The organism is Ascidiaceihabitans donghaensis (genome assembly GCF_900302465.1).
Classification (GTDB): domain Bacteria; phylum Pseudomonadota; class Alphaproteobacteria; order Rhodobacterales; family Rhodobacteraceae; genus Ascidiaceihabitans; species Ascidiaceihabitans donghaensis.
In genome coordinates, this window is record NZ_OMOR01000001.1 from 509485 (window position 1) to 527429 (window position 17945).

Here is a 17945-nt window from a genome sequence, read left to right on the forward strand (position 1 = left end):
TTCTTCAAAAAAGATGATGTTTTTGTAAAAAAGGGGTTGCGGGTCTGGGGCACTAACCGTAGAACCCACCTCACCGGAGACGCAGAGATGCACAACGGGGCGCCAGACGGGCCACACTGAAGCGGAGACGCAGACGGACGGAAACGAGACGCAAGAGAATTCGGAAGCACAGCTTCCACGTTGTTTGAAAATTGAATATCTGAAGAGATATGTGGGCGGTTTGGTTCATTCGATGGATCAACCTTCTGTATATCAACGCCGGTAGAGAGACGCATTTATGTGTTGATCGATGACCGGTGTCAGCTTCACTGTTTGTACGGTTCTTCGGTTACTTTGGTAACTGAAGCACAGACAAACAGAGATGTTGGTCTGAACTTTGTGTCTGTCACAGGATGCATTTAGTAAGGCTAACGATGTGCAGAGGTTCGAACGTCAAGGATAAGCTGGTAACAGCTTTTCAACTTGAGAGTTTGATCCTGGCTCAGAACGAACGCTGGCGGCAGGCCTAACACATGCAAGTCGAGCGCTACCTTCGGGTGGAGCGGCGGACGGGTTAGTAACGCGTGGGAATGTACCCTTCTCTATGGAATAGCCATTGGAAACGATGAGTAATACCATATACGCCCTTCGGGGGAAAGATTTATCGGAGAAGGATCAGCCCGCGTTAGATTAGATAGTTGGTGGGGTAATGGCCTGCCAAGTCTACGATCTATAGCTGGTTTTAGAGGATGATCAGCAACACTGGGACTGAGACACGGCCCAGACTCCTACGGGAGGCAGCAGTGGGGAATCTTAGACAATGGGCGCAAGCCTGATCTAGCCATGCCGCGTGAGTGATGAAGGCCTTAGGGTCGTAAAGCTCTTTCGCCAGGGATGATAATGACAGTACCTGGTAAAGAAACCCCGGCTAACTCCGTGCCAGCAGCCGCGGTAATACGGAGGGGGTTAGCGTTGTTCGGAATTACTGGGCGTAAAGCGCACGTAGGCGGATCAGAAAGTAAGGGGTGAAATCCCAGGGCTCAACCCTGGAACTGCCTCTTAAACTCCTGGTCTTGAGTTCGAGAGAGGTGAGTGGAATTCCAAGTGTAGAGGTGAAATTCGTAGATATTTGGAGGAACACCAGTGGCGAAGGCGGCTCACTGGCTCGATACTGACGCTGAGGTGCGAAAGTGTGGGGAGCAAACAGGATTAGATACCCTGGTAGTCCACACCGTAAACGATGAATGCCAGACGTCGGGCAGTATACTGTTCGGTGTCACACCTAACGGATTAAGCATTCCGCCTGGGGAGTACGGTCGCAAGATTAAAACTCAAAGGAATTGACGGGGGCCCGCACAAGCGGTGGAGCATGTGGTTTAATTCGAAGCAACGCGCAGAACCTTACCAACCCTTGACATACTCGTCGTCGCTCCAGAGATGGAGCTTTCAGCTAGGCTGGACGAGATACAGGTGCTGCATGGCTGTCGTCAGCTCGTGTCGTGAGATGTTCGGTTAAGTCCGGCAACGAGCGCAACCCACATCTTTAGTTGCCAGCAGTTCGGCTGGGCACTCTAAAGAAACTGCCCGTGATAAGCGGGAGGAAGGTGTGGATGACGTCAAGTCCTCATGGCCCTTACGGGTTGGGCTACACACGTGCTACAATGGCAGTGACAATGGGTTAATCCCAAAAAGCTGTCTCAGTTCGGATTGGGGTCTGCAACTCGACCCCATGAAGTCGGAATCGCTAGTAATCGCGTAACAGCATGACGCGGTGAATACGTTCCCGGGCCTTGTACACACCGCCCGTCACACCATGGGAGTTGGTTCTACCCGACGGCCGTGCGCTAACCTTTTAGGAGGCAGCGGACCACGGTAGGATCAGCGACTGGGGTGAAGTCGTAACAAGGTAGCCGTAGGGGAACCTGCGGCTGGATCACCTCCTTTCTAAGGATGTTCCTAGCAGCATGAACTTGTTCATACTCGTGGAACACTTAGCAAGAACAGCAAACAAAGCTGTTCAACATCAAAGGCATCGCAAGATGACCTTCGGACCGAGCCGTCCTCATATCTCTTCAGCAAGCGTCTTGCGCAGCAAGGCGCGTAGCCCTGTCAGGGTATTGGCGTAGCCAATATCCCGAGAAGGGAAGAAGGTGCGACATGCACCAACGAACGCCGATTTTGCATCCGCAAGATCAGCTGGGGCCTTAGCTCAGTTGGTAGAGCGCCTGATTTGCATTCAGGAGGTCAGCGGTTCGACCCCGCTAGGCTCCACCAAACATTCCGGCATTTGCCAGGATGCGCGGTCCTGAAACGGACCCAATCAAAATGGGTCGGTAGCTCAGGTGGTTAGAGCGCACGCCTGATAAGCGTGAGGTCGGAGGTTCAAGTCCTCCTCGACCCACCATTTTGAAAGATAGAACACATCATCAAGCCTTTCTACGGAAAGGTTTGACAGTCTGTTCTACAGACTTTGACATCGTTTATAGAGATACAAAATATCAACACTGTTTGATCGCCATAAGTAAGTGGATGATCTCAGTTTGGTGCTGACGGCTTCGGCCCGACGCGAGCGTTTGACATAGGCTGTTTCCTCGGCCTCTCAAGCGTCTGCCATCTGAAACGAACAGAGTTGTCCAAGTCAAGTACACTAACCACGAATGCTTCGCACGAAGCATTCAACTAGTCAGCATGATACAAACATGCTGGCGGGAAAAGTATACTTTTGACCAGAAGAATGGAGTGAGTTTCTTACCAGCTTCTCGCTCCGCGTTAGACGCAAGTCTTTCTTTTTCTGGATCAAATCAAGCGCGAGAAGGGCGTTTGGTGAATGCCTTGGCAGTAAGAGGCGATGAAAGACGTGATACTCTGCGATAAGTCATGGGGAGCTGAGAATAAGCTTTGATCCATGAATTTCTGAATGGGGCAACCCACCTGACAGTTTGTTATTATTACCTTGGTAATTAATAACGGGCTGAAACAGGTACTTATAGACTGAATACATAGGTTTATAAGAGCAAACCCGGGGAACTGAAACATCTAAGTACCCGGAGGAAAGGAAATCAATTGATACTCCCCTAGTAGCGGCGAGCGAACGGGGACCAGCCGAGCTGTAATTGCGAGCAGAACAACCTGGAAAGGTTGACCATAGTGGGTGACAGTCCCGTATGCGAAGCATGATCAGACGTATTAAGTAGGGCGGGACACGTGAAATCCTGTTCGAAGATCGGAGGACCACCTTCGAAGGCTAAGTACTCCTTACTGACCGATAGTGAACCAGTACCGTGAGGGAAAGGTGAAAAGCACCCCGACGAGGGGAGTGAAACAGTACCTGAAACCGAACGCCTACAAACAGTTGGAGGGCCCTTGCGGCCTGACAGCGTACCTTTTGTATAATGGGTCATCGACTTGGTCTATCTAGCAAGCTTAAGCCGTTAGGTGTAGGCGCAGCGAAAGCGAGTCTTAATAGGGCGAATGAGTTAGGTGGATCAGACCCGAAACCGAGTGATCTAGGCATGGCCAGGTTGAAGGTAAGGTAACACTTACTGGAGGACCGAACCCACATCTGTTGAAAAAGATCGGGATGAGCTGTGCCTAGGGGTGAAAGGCCAATCAAACTCGGAGATAGCTGGTTCTCTGCGAAATCTATTTAGGTAGAGCGTCGACCGAATACCCCGGGGGGTAGAGCACTGGATGGGTAATGGGGCCCCACAGGCTTACTGATCCTAACCAAACTCCGAATACCCGGGAGTACTAGTCGGCAGACACACAGCGAATGCTAACGTCCGTTGTGGAGAGGGAAACAACCCTGACCTACAGCTAAGGCCCCCAATTCATGGCTAAGTGGGAAAGCAGGTGGGACGACCAAAACAACCAGGAGGTTGGCTTAGAAGCAGCCATCCTTTAAAGATAGCGTAACAGCTCACTGGTCTAATTAAGTTGTCCTGCGGCGAAGATGTAACGGGGCTCAAGCCATGAGCCGAAGCTTAGGATGCAATTTATTGCATGGTAGCAGAGCGTAGTGTGACATAGTTCCATGTGTCCTTATCCTCCTTCGGGTGGAATTGGACACAAGGAGCTTTCTGTGAAGCCGGCGCGTGAGCGATCCGGTGGAGAGATCACTAGTGAGAATGATGACATGAGTAGCGACAAAGAGTGTGAGAGACACTCTCGCCGAAAGTCCAAGGGTTCCTGCTTAAAGCTAATCTGAGCAGGGTAAGCCGACCCCTAAGGCGAGGCCGAAAGGCGTAGTCGATGGGAACCAGGTTAATATTCCTGGGCCATGGAGTGGTGACGGATCTCGAAGGTAGTTCATCCTTATCGGATTGAATGGGCTGCTTAGAGGTTCCTGGAAATAGCCCTCCTATAAGATCGTACCCTAAACCGACACAGGTGGACTGGTAGAGAATACCAAGGCGCTTGAGAGAACTATGTTGAAGGAACTCGGCAAAATACCTCCGTAAGTTCGCGAGAAGGAGGCCCGGTTCCTAGGCAACTAGGGGCTGGGGGCACAAACCAGGGGGTGGCGACTGTTTATTAAAAACACAGGGCTCTGCGAAGTCGCAAGACGACGTATAGGGTCTGACGCCTGCCCGGTGCCTGAAGGTTAAAAGGAGGGGTGAGAGCTCTGAATTGAAGCCCAGGTAAACGGCGGCCGTAACTATAACGGTCCTAAGGTAGCGAAATTCCTTGTCGGGTAAGTTCCGACCTGCACGAATGGCGTAACGACTTCCCCGCTGTCTCCAACATAGACTCAGCGAAATTGAATTACCTGTCAAGATGCAGGTTTCCCGCGGTTAGACGGAAAGACCCCGTGCACCTTTACTACAGCTTCACACTGGCATTAGGCTAGCGATGTGCAGAATAGGTGGTAGACTTTGAAGCAGGAACGCCAGTTTCTGTGGAGTCATCTTTGAGATACCACCCTTCGCTCGCTTGATGTCTAACCGCGGTCCGTTATCCGGATCCGGGACCCTGTGTGGCGGGTAGTTTGACTGGGGCGGTCGCCTCCTAAAGCGTAACGGAGGCGCGCGAAGGTTGGCTCAGAGCGGTCGGAAATCGCTCGTTGAGTGCAATGGCAGAAGCCAGCCTGACTGCGAGACTGACAAGTCGAGCAGAGTCGAAAGACGGCCATAGTGATCCGGTGGTCCCAAGTGGGAGGGCCATCGCTCAACGGATAAAAGGTACGCCGGGGATAACAGGCTGATACTGCCCAAGAGTCCATATCGACGGCAGTGTTTGGCACCTCGATGTCGGCTCATCTCATCCTGGGGCTGGAGCAGGTCCCAAGGGTACGGCTGTTCGCCGTTTAAAGAGGTACGTGAGCTGGGTTTAGAACGTCGTGAGACAGTTCGGTCCCTATCTTCCGTGGGTGTAGGATATTTGAGAGGAGTTGCCCCTAGTACGAGAGGACCGGGGTGAACGATCCACTGGTGGACCTGTTGTTGCGCCAGCAGCAGTGCAGGGTAGCTATGATCGGACAGGATAACCGCTGAAGGCATCTAAGCGGGAAGCCCCCCTCAAAACAAGATATCCCTGAGAGCCGAGGTAGACCACCTCGTCGATAGGCCAGAGATGTAAGTGCGGTAACGCATTCAGTTGACTGGTACTAATTGCTCGATAGGCTTGATTTGATCCAGTAAAAGCAAGACTTCTTAGGAAGTTTAGCGATGAACGGTAAATCAAAAGCATACACATCACCTTATGTGCACAGCACGGAGCACATAAGTTAAGTTCAGCGTACGCTGACTTGGACAACACTATATTTTGTATCGTTGCTGTTCAAAGCAGCAACTTGAATGGTTCTTTTTTGGTTTGGTGATCATAGCGCAAGTGAAACACCCGGTCCCATCCCGAACCCGGCAGTTAAGCACTGTAGCGCCGATGGTACTGCGTCTTAAGGCGTGGGAGAGTAGGTCATCGCCAAACCTAATAAGAACCATTCAATCTTAAACGATAACAAAAATTACACAAACGCAGAAGAATAGCACCAGCTTCGATGCTGCAAACAATGTTTGCGCAACTGTAGCTCTCAGCCTTAAGCTGATTACAATTCGTAATACTGTAATTGTAGTGTAGGTTGACCCAATGGCAGAAGCTAACTCTAACACCGGCACGCTTGAGCTGACTGAATGGCTAGATGTCATTTCCATTGGCCCGGTTTTGCCTTTGGAAACTGAGTTTGGCGTAGATATTCCAACTGCACCAACGCCTTTGATCCCGCATCTCTTTGCGTCGATTGATCCAAGCCCTGATGAGATTACGGCTTGGGGGAATGAAAACATACCCGAAGCGCACACTTATGCCATTCTGGACGCCAGCGTCCTGACATTGCTTCCTGAAATGCTGGAAACATCGGAACTGCATCATAAGTGTTTGTTCACGGGCAAAGCGCTGGAAGAATTCGGAGACGCTGCGCCTTGGTTGGTCAAGCTCGAACCGGACCATCCGTTTACAAGAAACCTAATGATGGGTGAAACCGAGCCAGCAGGTCTATGGCACATGCGATTGGGGATATTCATACGATCCCGCCAGCCATTGGATGAGGTTTGGCGCCATCTTCGCAAATTCACCCGGGTGCAGGATGACGACGGCACCTGGTTTTTCAACCGTTTCTGGTCCGCTCCCGTAAGCACGAAGCTTATGGAATTTGGCAACGTGCCGGACCTACAACAGTTTGTCGCCCCTTTGTTTCCAACCGGGCGGGATACGCTTCGGATAATTGTTCTATCGGACTTTTCGAACGCAGTCCTGTCACGCAAAGCCGGTACCGTCCCCCCAACAGCCCGCCCTCGTTTAACCCAAATTGTGCAGGATTGGATGCGATACATTCGCAGGGTCCAGCAATTTGAGGAAATCATCGCGATTGCCCAAAAGCATGTAGAAAAGCAAATGAAGTTAGATAGGGAAAGCTCGGCCATACACTTGCGGTCAAAGCGCGAAAAGTTCTTTAAGATGGGGTTCTGGCGGCGCGACCACCTGACCAAGCTTTGTGTGTGGGAGCTTATGCTTGGTCCAGAGTTTATCGACACATATGCCGACGGCCAGATCAAACGCATCTTGATTTCACAGCCCTCCGATTGGGAAGCGATCAAGCAGATCGGGCTATTCCTTGAACCGCCCCAAGAACCGACGAACGCCGAAATCCAGCTTAAAATGCTGGCAGAACAAAAAGCCCGGCACGCCGGGGTTAAATCCACACCATAAGCAGCCGAGATTGGTAAAGTTGCCAGAATAGAACGGTTAGGCTACCCTTCGATTGTAATCCTATGAATTTGAGTAATTTGGTACATGAAACACATATGGGCGTTTGTGCTTTTGGGGGGGATCGTGTTCAGCTTGTTGGCTGGCGGTGCCACAGCTCAGATGTTTAGCGGCCGGCCAGATACACTCAGCACCAATGTCACGTTTTCCTCTCATGATCCGGTATCGTTTCAAATTACCATAAACGACAAACAAATTGCCACACGGCGATCCAGTCGCTTGGGTGATACTGGTGCTACGCCTTATACTGGGTATTTCGACAAAACACTGAATGTAGAACTCCGATGGATTGAGGTGTTCAACGAAACTGCCTTTCAAACCAGCATCAAGGTTCCGACCAAGTCCTTATCGAGGCTGGATGCGAAGGGTGAGCATGCGTCTTTGACCATTCGTATCGGTGTAAACGGTGCGGTTGATGTCATGACACCGCATCCAGAGTTGAACAAACACTTGCGCGAAGGCACAGAAGATAAAATTACGCCCGAAATGGATGCCCCGGTTGTCGTGGCGACCTTTTGTGCGTCACAGCTTGAAGCTGCTGATCCCCACGCTGTGGAAATGAAGACCTGGCTTGATGCGCAAACTTTAAAGCGGGCCAAAAGATACAAAGCGGATGCGCAGCAAACAGGGGCAGCTACAGCCCCGCGTGATCGGTGTTGAAAGGTAATTTGTAATGACTGACCCAGTTGCAGCAAACCAAACGGCTTCGGCCGCAGGCGATGAGGCCGGGGCAGGATCCGCCGATTCAATTGCGATCTCATGTGACCTCATCCGCTACGGTGTCTTCTTTGACGGCACAAACAACTCCCGCGATCATACGGCGCTGGAGGACATTGCATGGCACACCAACGTCGACCTGTTGGAACGCATTTACGAAGAGACGGAATCTAAAGTCACCCGCGAGGTTGATGGCCAGACACGCGAAGTGAATTACGGCAAAGAATACTTCCGTGGCATCGGCGTCGAAGCGGGGGGTGGAACCACAACCAATGGCAGCGGACGCGGAATGGGCGCAGAAGGGGTGCGAACCCGTGTTGAAGATGCTGTAAATCAGTTGCGCGGGCAAATCCGTGCCAAAGCCAACGGCATGGAAGTCTGCGACCTTTGGTTTGATGTGTTTGGATTTTCGCGTGGATCAGCGGCCGCACGGCATTTTGCCAATTTGATCGAAGACGGTGAGCTGGGCGTTCAAGAAGCAACTGCGCGCGTTAAGTTTTTAGGCATCTACGACACTGTTGTCATGATCGGTTTCGGGATTGAAACATCGGGCGCGGATGACAATGTGCGTGTGGAAACACGCAACGTCGCGGATCAGATCGTACACATAACCGCGGACGACGAAATTCGTGAAAACTTTCCGCTTACGCTGGCGCTAAGCGGCAAACGCTACCGTATGGTTGGTGCACATTCCGACATTGGCGGTGGATATGATCTTGGCACGGAAACGGGCACATTCGAATTTGAGCATGAAGACTACACAGGCTTGCCAGGCTATTTGTCACGCAATTGGGGGCTAACCGGCGGCAGTGGTGCCGCGGACAGCGAAAGCCCTGATACGATGACAACGATCGCCCAAAGCAGGTGGCAAATTCATGATGCAGGCGAAAGCCTATCCACGTTTTCATGGTCTGCAGAGCATGGCTTGCAATTCGTATCGCTGAAACTGATGTACGATGAGGCCAAAGACGCGGGTGTTCCGTTTGAAGATTGGAGCGACACGATAGATGGCATCGATGTGGGGCTGGGCGGCGGTACCAGCTTGCTGAAACGCTACTATGATGCGCTTAAGGCCAACAGGAACTCCGTTGACAGCACGCTTGTGCGCGATGTGCGGCTTCGGCACGCGCATGTGTCATTTAACAATGAAACGACATGGGGGGTTCACGTCAGCCTGCCGCGTGAAAGCGGACGCCGGCTGGTCGCAACCAGATAGGGTTTTTGAGCGTCCACCCAAAAGGTCGCTTTTGAGTAAGTGTTACAAAAGTCCTTCGGCTAGCATGTGACAACTCTGAAGCTTTCCGGACCTCATATGCCTGCTCTTGACCTTGCCGATGTACGCCACAGTTTTCACCGCGCTCCTGAACTTGGGTTTGAGGAACATAACACCAAAGCCCGGATAGCCAGCTTTCTGTCCTCATTTGGATTGGAGGTTCATGAAGGCGTCGGCGTCGTTGGGATCTTGAAATGCGGCACAGGCAATCGCGCCATCGGGTTGCGTGCAGACATGGACGCGCTTCCGATCCTTGAGACAAGCACACATGATTATGTTTCCGAAACCCACGGTGTGATGCATGCCTGCGGCCATGACGGGCATATGACCATGTTGTTGGGGGCAGCGGAAAAGCTGGCGAAAGCCCGCGATTTCGATGGCACCGTTGTCTTCATTTTCCAGCCAAACGAAGAACACGGGCTTGGGGCCCAGGCAATGATCGAAGAGGGACTTCTGAACCAGTTTCCCATTGAAGAAGTCTATGCGATCCACAATTTACCGGGCGCGCCTGTTGGGCAAATCTCGACGCGGGCGGGGCAGATTTGTGCCAGCGAAAGTCTGTTTGAAATCACCATAAACGGCCAAGGTGGACACGCGTCGATGCCACATGTCGGGCGGGATGCCATCACTATTGGCGCTGAAATCGTGCAGGCGTTGCAGACCATTGTGTCGCGTAAACTGGCGCCGGGGGCGGGGGCCGTGGTGTCGGTGACGGAATTTTTGACAGACGGTCAACGCAATGTCTTGCCCGGTACCGCCACTTTGAAGGGTGATGTGCGCACCAAACAGCCTGCAGACCGTGATCAGGTTGCGACTTTGATGACGCAGATCGCGACCGGCATAGGGGCGGCGCACGGCGTAGATGTTACAGTCGATTTTCGCACTGAATTCATCGAAACGCTCAATGATCCAATGCCGGTTGAAGCCGTGGTAAAGGCCGCACGTGGCATTGGGGTCGAGACCATCGGTGACCGCGATCCGATGAGTTTTTCGGAGGACTTTGCGCATTTTTGCGCCGCCGTGCCGGGATGCTTTTTGTTGTTGGGTAACGGCACAGAAGGGCCGCATGGGCAACCTTTGCATGCTGCTGATTATGATTTCAACGATGCCCTTTTGCCTATTGGTGCTGCGTTCTGGGCGCAGCTTGTGCGTGATAGATTACCCCTTGATACAAACACAAAGGCCTAAGCATGTACCGATCTCGTATGGATGTATTTTGCCAAAAGCTGTCTGACGCCGGCGTCGACGTGGCGTTGATTACGGACGAAGACAATGTTTACTATCTGACAGGCTACTACGATTACCTGCACATGGAGTTTGGCCGTCCCACCGTTCTTATCGTGTCGCGCGAGGGGCGAAGCCTGCTGATCACCCCCACAATCGATCTTGTCGCCGCTCAGGCGCACGCGCAGGTAGACGCAATTGCGGCATGGAATGACGGCATGGGGGACGAATGGCGCACAGAGCTGCCAAAAGCGGTTCAGAACGCGTCATGCGTTGCGATAGAACCGAACCATATGCCGCCAATCGTACAAGCCTATGTGTCGCAGTTAGTTGGCATAGATAGGTTGACGTCAGCGACGCCAATCTTGGCGGATATGCGCATGATCAAATCCGCGCCAGAGCTGCAGTTGGCGCGCCATGCTGGTCAGGTGGCCAACGCGATGATGGCCGCAGGACGTGACGCCATCGGGCACGGTGTGGCCGAATATGAAGTCGCTCTTGCTACGTCACACGCGGGCACGCGAAAGGCGGCTGAATTATTGGCCGCGCATTATGACGACGCGGACATGTCTCCAAACACGCATTTCCTACAGATCATGGCGTCCGGCCCGGACATCACAAAAACCCATCACCGTGCATCGACGCGTGTGATGGCCAAAGGTGAACCGGTATTTTTGTGCTTTTGTGGCATGACCAATTTCCACCGCTTCAAGTTGGGGTTTGATCGCACGTTCTGGATCGACGATATTGCAGATCGCACACAGGCGGATGTCTACGAAGTCGCAGTCGCCAGCCAAAAGGCTGCCCTTGATATGATCCGTCCCGGAGTAATGGCACAGGATGTGCACGCGGCCTATGCCGAAGTTATCCAAGACGCGGGCCACGAATACCCGTTCCGATGCGGCCGGGCGACAGGTTTTAGTTTTTTGGAACATCCGCAGTTGGTCACGGGCGACACCACAATTTTGCAGCCCGGTATGGTGTTGGCCGTTGATGGTTCTGTCAGCGTGAAGACATTTCGTGCCCAAGTCGGTGACAGTCTTATTGTTACCGACACCGGATACGAATTGCTTACAGATCATCCAAAGGCCGTGGCCGATGTGATCTTGTAGCCTTGCGGGTTGTGACTATTCCGCATCTATGGGTGTTGCAAAAATAAAACGAACTGTTTGCGGTGCGATTTCGGATTTGCCACCTCGGTGGATAATATTCTAGACACTCCCAAACACAGCCGACGCGATTTTGCGTTGCTATAGCCAGGAAAGGGTTCATCATGTCTGTCTGTCACAATGCCTTTTCAGGCCGGATCACTGCATAACACCCATACGGGCCCAGCTGATCCATTGCGCTCGCGTTAAAGTGCGCTGAGCAAATCTGCGAAAAAATATCTACGAATTGGGTAATCTCAATGGGCAATTCTGTCTTGGATGGCTTCGTGTCTGCTGCAACACGCGACGCCGCCATCCAGAAATTCTACACATCAGCGGCTTGGATTGATGGCCGCGCCGAAGAACAATTGAAACACGTTTCCAACTGGGCGGGGGTGCAAAAGATCGCGGCCTTCCCGGACCTTCATCCCGGCAAGTATGGGCCGGTGGGGTGTGCCGTGCTGGCGGATCGCATCTATCCGCAACTGATCGGAAATGACATTGGGTGCGGCATGGCTTTGTTCCAGATTGATTTGCCGAAACGCAAATTTAAACTGGAAAAGGCCCTGCGCCGGATGCGTATGCTGGGTCACGATCCATCAACCGACTACTCTGCGCGTCTGGATGAAACCGATGCGCGTGTGCTTTCATTTTCGAAATCCTTAGGCACAATTGGCGGCGGGAACCACTTTTGCGAAGTGCAAACATTGGCCACGTGTGAACCGGATGTTGGTTTGGATGTTGGCGCGTTGTATCTGCTGATCCATTCGGGGTCGCGCGGGTATGGCACAGCTGTTCTGGCAGATGTCCCACATGATGGGTTCAACGGAATGCATCCAGATGCGGATGCCACTCGGGCGTATCTGGCCGGCCACGACCAAGCGGCGCGTTGGGCGCGTTTGAACCGTCGCATCATTGCAGAGCGGGCCGCAGATGCGTTGCGAACGGATGTTCGGTTGATTGCAGATGTGCCGCACAATCTGCTGACGCGTGTCGGCGATGGATGGCTGCATCGCAAGGGGGCTGCGCAGGCAGATGCAGGATTGGTCCCGCTTGCAGGATCACGGGCGACGCCCAGTTACCTGTTGCGTCCCAGCCACACGGAGGCCGCACTGTGGTCCACGGCACATGGGTCCGGTCGCCGGTATGACAGGTCTTCGATGCACGGCCGGGTCGGTACCAAACGATCTGATCTTGAAGCGATGCAACGCACATCATTCGGGGGGCGCGTCATATGTGAAGATCGTGCTTTGCTGATCGAAGAAGCGCCTTTGGCCTACAAATCCGCCGCCGCAGTCGCTGCTGATCTGAAAGCAACGGGTGTCGCGAAAACGGTTGCCACGTTCCATCCTCTTTTGACGTTCAAGAAAACCAGAACAGGGGGACTGCGCAATGCGTGAAACAACCCAAGCAGACCAAAGCGTGTCATTGCTGGTGACCAGCGGCAATGGTCCCGCTGAGTGTTGCATCGCTGCAAGACATGTCGTGACCCGTATGCTGGAGGACGCGGAGACCATCGGATTGGACGCAGATGTCAGCCTTACAAAGGCCAAACATGGCATCAAGTCCGCTTTGATCGTTCTGCATGGACCTGCGGCACGACACTTGGCCAAAAATTGGTTGGGAACTGTGCAGTGGCGCTGGAAAAGCTCTTTGCGTCCTCAGCACAAGCGCGCAAACTGGTTCGTTGGCGTTTTTGAAATGCAGGTGCCTGCAGAGCGTCCCGATGTGTGTCTCGCAGATGTGAAGTTCCAGAGCTTTCGCGCAGGTGGCCCCGGCGGCCAGCATCAAAACACCACCGACAGCGCTGTACGCGCAACGCATGTGCCGTCCGGGATGATCGCCATCGCCCGCGAAATGAGGTCACAACACCGCAACAAGGCGCTGGCTTTGGAACGGCTTGTCCTGCTTATGGCGTCCAAAGACGTCGCCGATGCAGATGCGCGAAAAAGCGATCAGAACCAGATGCATGCGTCGCTTGAACGGGGAAACCCTGTGCGTTGCTTTAAGGGCGTATCATTTCGCGACGTGCATTAGGTGACGTGCATTAGGTGGCGTTGACGGGCTGCATGAAGGCTGCAAAAGTTGCACAAAGTTCTGCCGTTGCGTTCAGCGGCAGAACCTGTGCGATGTATTGATCGGGACGCACAATGATCATCGTTCCGGTGCTGCGTGAGATGCCGCGGCTGTCGAAGATGTCTTCGGTTTTGGGATCAGCACAATAGATCTTTTCGTAGTCCACCAACCCATACCGCCCTTTGCGCGGGCGCAGCAGTTGTGGCATCTCGTCAAAGGCGAGGTCCTTGTGGGGCTGTTGAAAGACTGCACGCAGATCGATCACCGCGTCGCGGTCCATTTCGTGTGGCGTGTACAGTTTGATCGGTGATGCCGGGTGCTCCGCAAGAAATTTTGCGATCGCCGCGATACCACCGTCCGCTTGCCCTGTGTCGTCTTGGCCGGCAAATAAAAACAAACGCCACCGACCATCGGCCTTTATCACATGGCCCAGATGCATTGGTTTGGCATCGGCCAGCCGGATCACTGGTACGGAATGAAACCGCGTTCCGACCCGAAATCCGATGGCGTGCGCTTGATGGGTGTCGCCGCCGACGATCATTGATGGATCATATCGTGTTTCGACGCCTGCCGTGTAGCGTGCGTGTTTTGAAAAATAACGCTGAAAGACATCTGACGCTGATGTTGTGCTAAAGATGTGGGCCATTTCGCGGTCAAATTCGATAAGTTCCTGCGCTTTGGCCTGACGCTCTGATGAATAGGTGCGTAAAAGGTCCGGTGCCGCTTGCCCGCGAAGAACAGAGGCAAGTTTCCAGCCAAGATTATAGGCATCAGCCATAGAAACGTTCATGCCTTGCCCAGCCTTCGGGCTGTGGGTGTGACAGGCATCGCCCGCAATGAAGATGCGTGGATCATGTGTTCCGTCGTCAAACCGTTCGCACACCCGTTGCCCGATTTCATAGGCAGACCACCAAACGACATTTTTCACGTCCAGATGATAGGGCGCTAATATGGCTTGGGCTTTCTGGATCAACATGTCTGGCGACACATTACGGTCGGCCGCACGTTCATCATCCGCCAAAGCATCAAGTTCAATATACATCCGCACCATGTATCCGCCTTCGCGCGGAATAATCAGCAGGCTGCCTGCGCTGGCGGATTGGACCGCTGATTTCAGGCGAACATCGGGAAAATCCGTCACGGCGAGCACATCCATCACGCCCCAAAGCTGGCGTGCGGCAGTACCTCGCAATGACAGTCCCAGCACTTTTCGCACTGTACTGCGTGCGCCATCGCAGCCCACGACATACCGCGCCGCGATTGTTTCTGTTTCCCCATCTGCGCACATGATGTCTGCCGTGACCGGATGATCGGCGAAATCACTTTTGCGCAGTGAAACAAGGGTTTGGTTGTAGTCTGGTTCCAGCCGGTTGGGCGCGTTCTTCATGGTCTCTAGGTAAAAGTCGTGCACGCGGGCCTGGTTCAGAATCGTGTGCGGTTGTTCTGACAACCCGTCTTCAACATCCTGAATGCGACCCGTTCGCGTGATGCCCTTGTTGCCATCGGGGCGCCAAAAAACCGTTTCGTTCACCCAATACGCTTCACGGCGCACTTTGTCGGCGAAACCGAATGCTTCAAACATCTCCATTGATCGGCACGCAATTCCGTCGGCTTGCCCTACTGTTAAAGGTCCGGGCTTGCTGTCCAGTATGCGAACGGCGATGTCCGGAAATGCTGACAGCTGGGCGGCCAGTGTCAAGCCTGCCGGACCACACCCCACGATCAGAACATCAACCTTGTTCGGGTTGGACGGCGCGTGATTTTCAGAGGGGGCAATGTCGGGCGAACCGGATTTGTACCCATTCAGGTGGTACTGCATATTTTTCCTTTGCCCTTAGTTTGGTTGAGGTCAGCCACACGGGCAAACCCGCTTGGGTATTTTACATGAATTGGTTCAACAGGCCCCTGAAAATTTCGGAAAGTCCGGCGCGGGTGTTCTTCGAATTGTCCTTGCATGATATGGCGAAACACACCGTCAAGAAGCGCATAGTGAATTTCGATTTGCAGTGGTGCAGGGTGGTCCGCTTTTTCGAATGCTGTGCGCAGCAGCCCGATCAAAGCCTGTTCGATTGTTGCAACGACAGGACGGAACGACGTATCGAACATGGCTTGGGTACGGATGTCATACCAAAGCCTGTGGGTCATTGCGTCGTCAAAGATCGAAGCGACAAGAGCTTCGGTGAAGGCTTCTATGACCTGATCCCTGCCTTGTGCCGTTTCCAAAGCTTTTGCGACCTTGTGAACGAAGTCCTCTTTGTAGATTTCGACGCAATAGATGATAAGCTCTGCGCGATCTGCAAAATAGTAGTGAAGCATGCCCAGCGATAGCGCACTTTTTGCTGCTATGTCGCGCAAGGTCGTATTTGCATAACCCAGTTCTTTAAGTGCCGAGATCGCGCTATCCGCGATCTGGCGTTTCTTGACGTCATGTTTTGCCGTTTTACGGTCTGTGCGCGTTTTCAATTTTGCTGGCAACTCGTTCATGGTGGCGATGTCTTAAGCTTCAAATTTGATGTCTGCGGCACTTTATCGGCCCGGCACAACCTTGCCCCCCATCAGCGTCGCCTTCGACAATTTGCAAGCACCCGTCATCCATAATCAGGCTTCCTGTTCGTTTTGTTCGCTGATTTTTCAACTGATGCAATTCATGCGGCGTATTCGGATTTGATCATGTCGGCGCATTTTTCGCCAATCATGATGGTGGGTGCGTTGGTGTTGCCAGAGACCAGCAACGGCATGATGGACGCATCGGCCACACGCAGCCCTTCCAGACCGTGCACTTTCAGGTCAGACCTGACCACAGCCATATCATCGTGGCCCATTTTGCAGGTGCCAACCGGGTGGTAGACGGTGTCGGCCCTATTGCGAATGACCTGTTCCCATTCGGCATCCGTCATTTTGTCATGCACTCCGAACAGTTCTTTGTGTTTGTATTTTGCCAATGCCGGTGCCTCCAGCGTAGCGCGCGTCAGTTTGGCGCCTTTGATCATGATGTCGAGATCGCGGTCATCTGACAGAAACTTGGGATCAATGCCGGGGGCCGCCATGGGATCGTTGCTTTGCAAGAAAACCTCACCGCGGGAATAGGGGCGCAGGTTGCAGACGTGACAGGAATACCCATGTCCCAGATGCAGTTTGCGTGCGTGATCGTCGACGATGGAAATCACAAAATGCGTTTGCAGGTTAGCGCGTTCAACGGAAGGGTCGCTTTTGAAAAAGCTGCCACATTCGGTGATGGTGGACGCAGCCATCGAATTGCCGTGCTTGCGCCATTTGAAAATCTCTCCGATCAGCTTCACACCCGCCCGCAGGCCAATTCCCACGTTGTCGGTGTCTTTGGTTGTGTAGGCCATGGTGAAATCAAGGTGATCTTGCAGGTTCTGCCCGACACCGGGCAAGGCATGGATCATTTCGATACCATGCCGTGTGATGGCCTTTGGATCGCCAACGCCAGATAGCATCAAAAGCTGCGGCGACTGGAACGCGCCGCCACATAATACCACTTCCTTTACGGCACGCACTTCCTTGTCCTGTTTACCGTGCCGGTACGCCACGCCGACCGCGCGTTTGCCTTCAAAGATGACTTTGGTGGCGTGCGCTTTGGTGATGACAGTCAGGTTGGGCCGGTCGTCCATAACGGGATGCAAATACGCCGCCGCCGCCGAACAGCGTTCGCCGTTTTTGTCAGGGGAATGGAACAATGTGGTTTGCCACATGCCCACACCTTCGTTGTCGCCATCGTTGAAGTCGGGATTGGACCGCAGCTGCATCTGGTTGCTGGCCTCGATAAAGGCCTCCGAAATGGGGCGCGGTGCTTTTTGATCAGACACCTGCAAAGGGCCGTTGTCGCCGTGTGCATCATCTGCACCACGCACGTTGTTTTCGGCCTTTCGAAAATAGGGCAGAACATCATTCCAGCCCCAACCGTCGTTCCCCAGATCCGCCCAGCTGTCGTAGTCTTCCTTTTGGCCGCGGACGTATAGCATCGCGTTTATCGCGCTTGATCCGCCCAGGGCCTTTCCGCGCGGCTGATACCCCTTGCGCCCGTTCAGACCAGGTTGCGGCACTGTGTGAAACGCCCAATTGTTGATCTTCGGGCGGCCGGGTAACATTGCGACCACAGCGATGGGCATGCGGATAAAGATGCCTTTGCCGCTGCCGCCTGCTTCGAGAAGACACACGTTGGTGTTTGGGTCTTCGCTGAGCCGAGAGGCGATTGTCGCCCCCGCAGAGCCACCCCCAACAATTACAAAATCAAATTCCATCCG

General features: G+C 53.3%; 10 protein-coding genes, 2 tRNA genes and 3 rRNA genes. 12 read left to right on the forward strand and 3 right to left on the reverse strand.

Annotated features, from left to right (window positions below; translation table 11 throughout):
• Positions 1-458 precede the first annotated feature (458 nt).
• From ASD8599_RS02525 to prfH, 12 genes are all read left to right on the forward strand, one after another.
• Positions 459-1923: ribosomal RNA gene (locus ASD8599_RS02525) — 16S ribosomal RNA — on the forward strand.
• A gap of 254 nt (positions 1924-2177) precedes the next feature.
• Positions 2178-2253, forward strand: a tRNA-Ala gene (locus ASD8599_RS02530).
• A gap of 53 nt (positions 2254-2306) precedes the next feature.
• A tRNA-Ile gene (locus ASD8599_RS02535) sits at positions 2307-2383 on the forward strand.
• Positions 2384-2778: 395 nt separating this feature from the next.
• Positions 2779-5609 (forward strand): 23S ribosomal RNA (locus tag ASD8599_RS02540).
• Between the two features lie 180 nt (positions 5610-5789).
• Positions 5790-5904 (forward strand): 5S ribosomal RNA (gene rrf, locus ASD8599_RS02545).
• The 16S, 23S and 5S rRNA genes sit together here with 2 tRNA genes alongside, the layout of an rRNA operon.
• 159 nt (positions 5905-6063) lie before the next feature.
• Positions 6064-7182, forward strand: coding sequence for a DUF4123 domain-containing protein (locus ASD8599_RS02550; protein ID WP_108827081.1), 1119 nt, complete (start codon positions 6064-6066; stop codon positions 7180-7182).
• Between the two features lie 84 nt (positions 7183-7266).
• Positions 7267-7899, forward strand: a complete 633-nt coding sequence (locus tag ASD8599_RS02555) for a hypothetical protein (RefSeq protein ID WP_108827082.1) — start codon at positions 7267-7269, stop codon at positions 7897-7899.
• 13 nt (positions 7900-7912) lie between these two features.
• Positions 7913-9172 carry a phospholipase effector Tle1 domain-containing protein gene (locus tag ASD8599_RS02560; protein ID WP_108827083.1) on the forward strand — a complete coding sequence of 420 codons (1260 nt, stop codon included), beginning with the start codon at positions 7913-7915 and terminating at the stop codon, positions 9170-9172.
• Positions 9173-9268: 96 nt separating this feature from the next.
• Positions 9269-10417, forward strand: coding sequence for an amidohydrolase (locus ASD8599_RS02565; RefSeq protein ID WP_108827084.1), 1149 nt, complete (start codon positions 9269-9271; stop codon positions 10415-10417).
• A 2-nt stretch (positions 10418-10419) separates the two neighbouring features.
• Positions 10420-11565 (forward strand): M24 family metallopeptidase, encoded by a 1146-nt coding sequence (locus tag ASD8599_RS02570; RefSeq protein WP_108827085.1) that lies wholly within the window; start codon positions 10420-10422, stop codon positions 11563-11565.
• Positions 11566-11861: 296 nt separating this feature from the next.
• Positions 11862-13001, forward strand: a complete 1140-nt coding sequence (locus tag ASD8599_RS02575; protein WP_108827086.1) for an RNA ligase RtcB family protein — start codon at positions 11862-11864, stop codon at positions 12999-13001.
• Positions 12994-13638, forward strand: a complete 645-nt coding sequence (prfH, locus tag ASD8599_RS02580) for a peptide chain release factor H (RefSeq protein WP_108827087.1) — start codon at positions 12994-12996, stop codon at positions 13636-13638. Before ASD8599_RS02575 ends, prfH begins: the two co-directional genes overlap by 8 nt.
• Before the next feature lie 10 nt (positions 13639-13648).
• On the opposite strand, the gene ASD8599_RS02585 is transcribed toward prfH, so the two are convergent.
• The 3 genes from ASD8599_RS02585 to ASD8599_RS02595 form a co-directional block, all read right to left on the reverse strand.
• Positions 13649-15496 (reverse strand): FAD-dependent monooxygenase, encoded by a 1848-nt coding sequence (locus ASD8599_RS02585; protein ID WP_108827088.1) that lies wholly within the window; start codon positions 15494-15496, stop codon positions 13649-13651.
• A complete protein-coding gene (locus tag ASD8599_RS02590; protein ID WP_108827089.1) occupies positions 15481-16161 on the reverse strand; it encodes a TetR/AcrR family transcriptional regulator in 681 nt (226 codons plus the stop codon). The genes ASD8599_RS02585 and ASD8599_RS02590 overlap by 16 nt, the downstream gene beginning before the upstream one ends.
• 161 nt (positions 16162-16322) lie before the next feature.
• Positions 16323-17942, reverse strand: coding sequence for a GMC family oxidoreductase (locus ASD8599_RS02595; RefSeq protein ID WP_108827090.1), 1620 nt, complete (start codon positions 17940-17942; stop codon positions 16323-16325).
• Between the last annotated feature and the right edge of the window lie 3 nt (positions 17943-17945).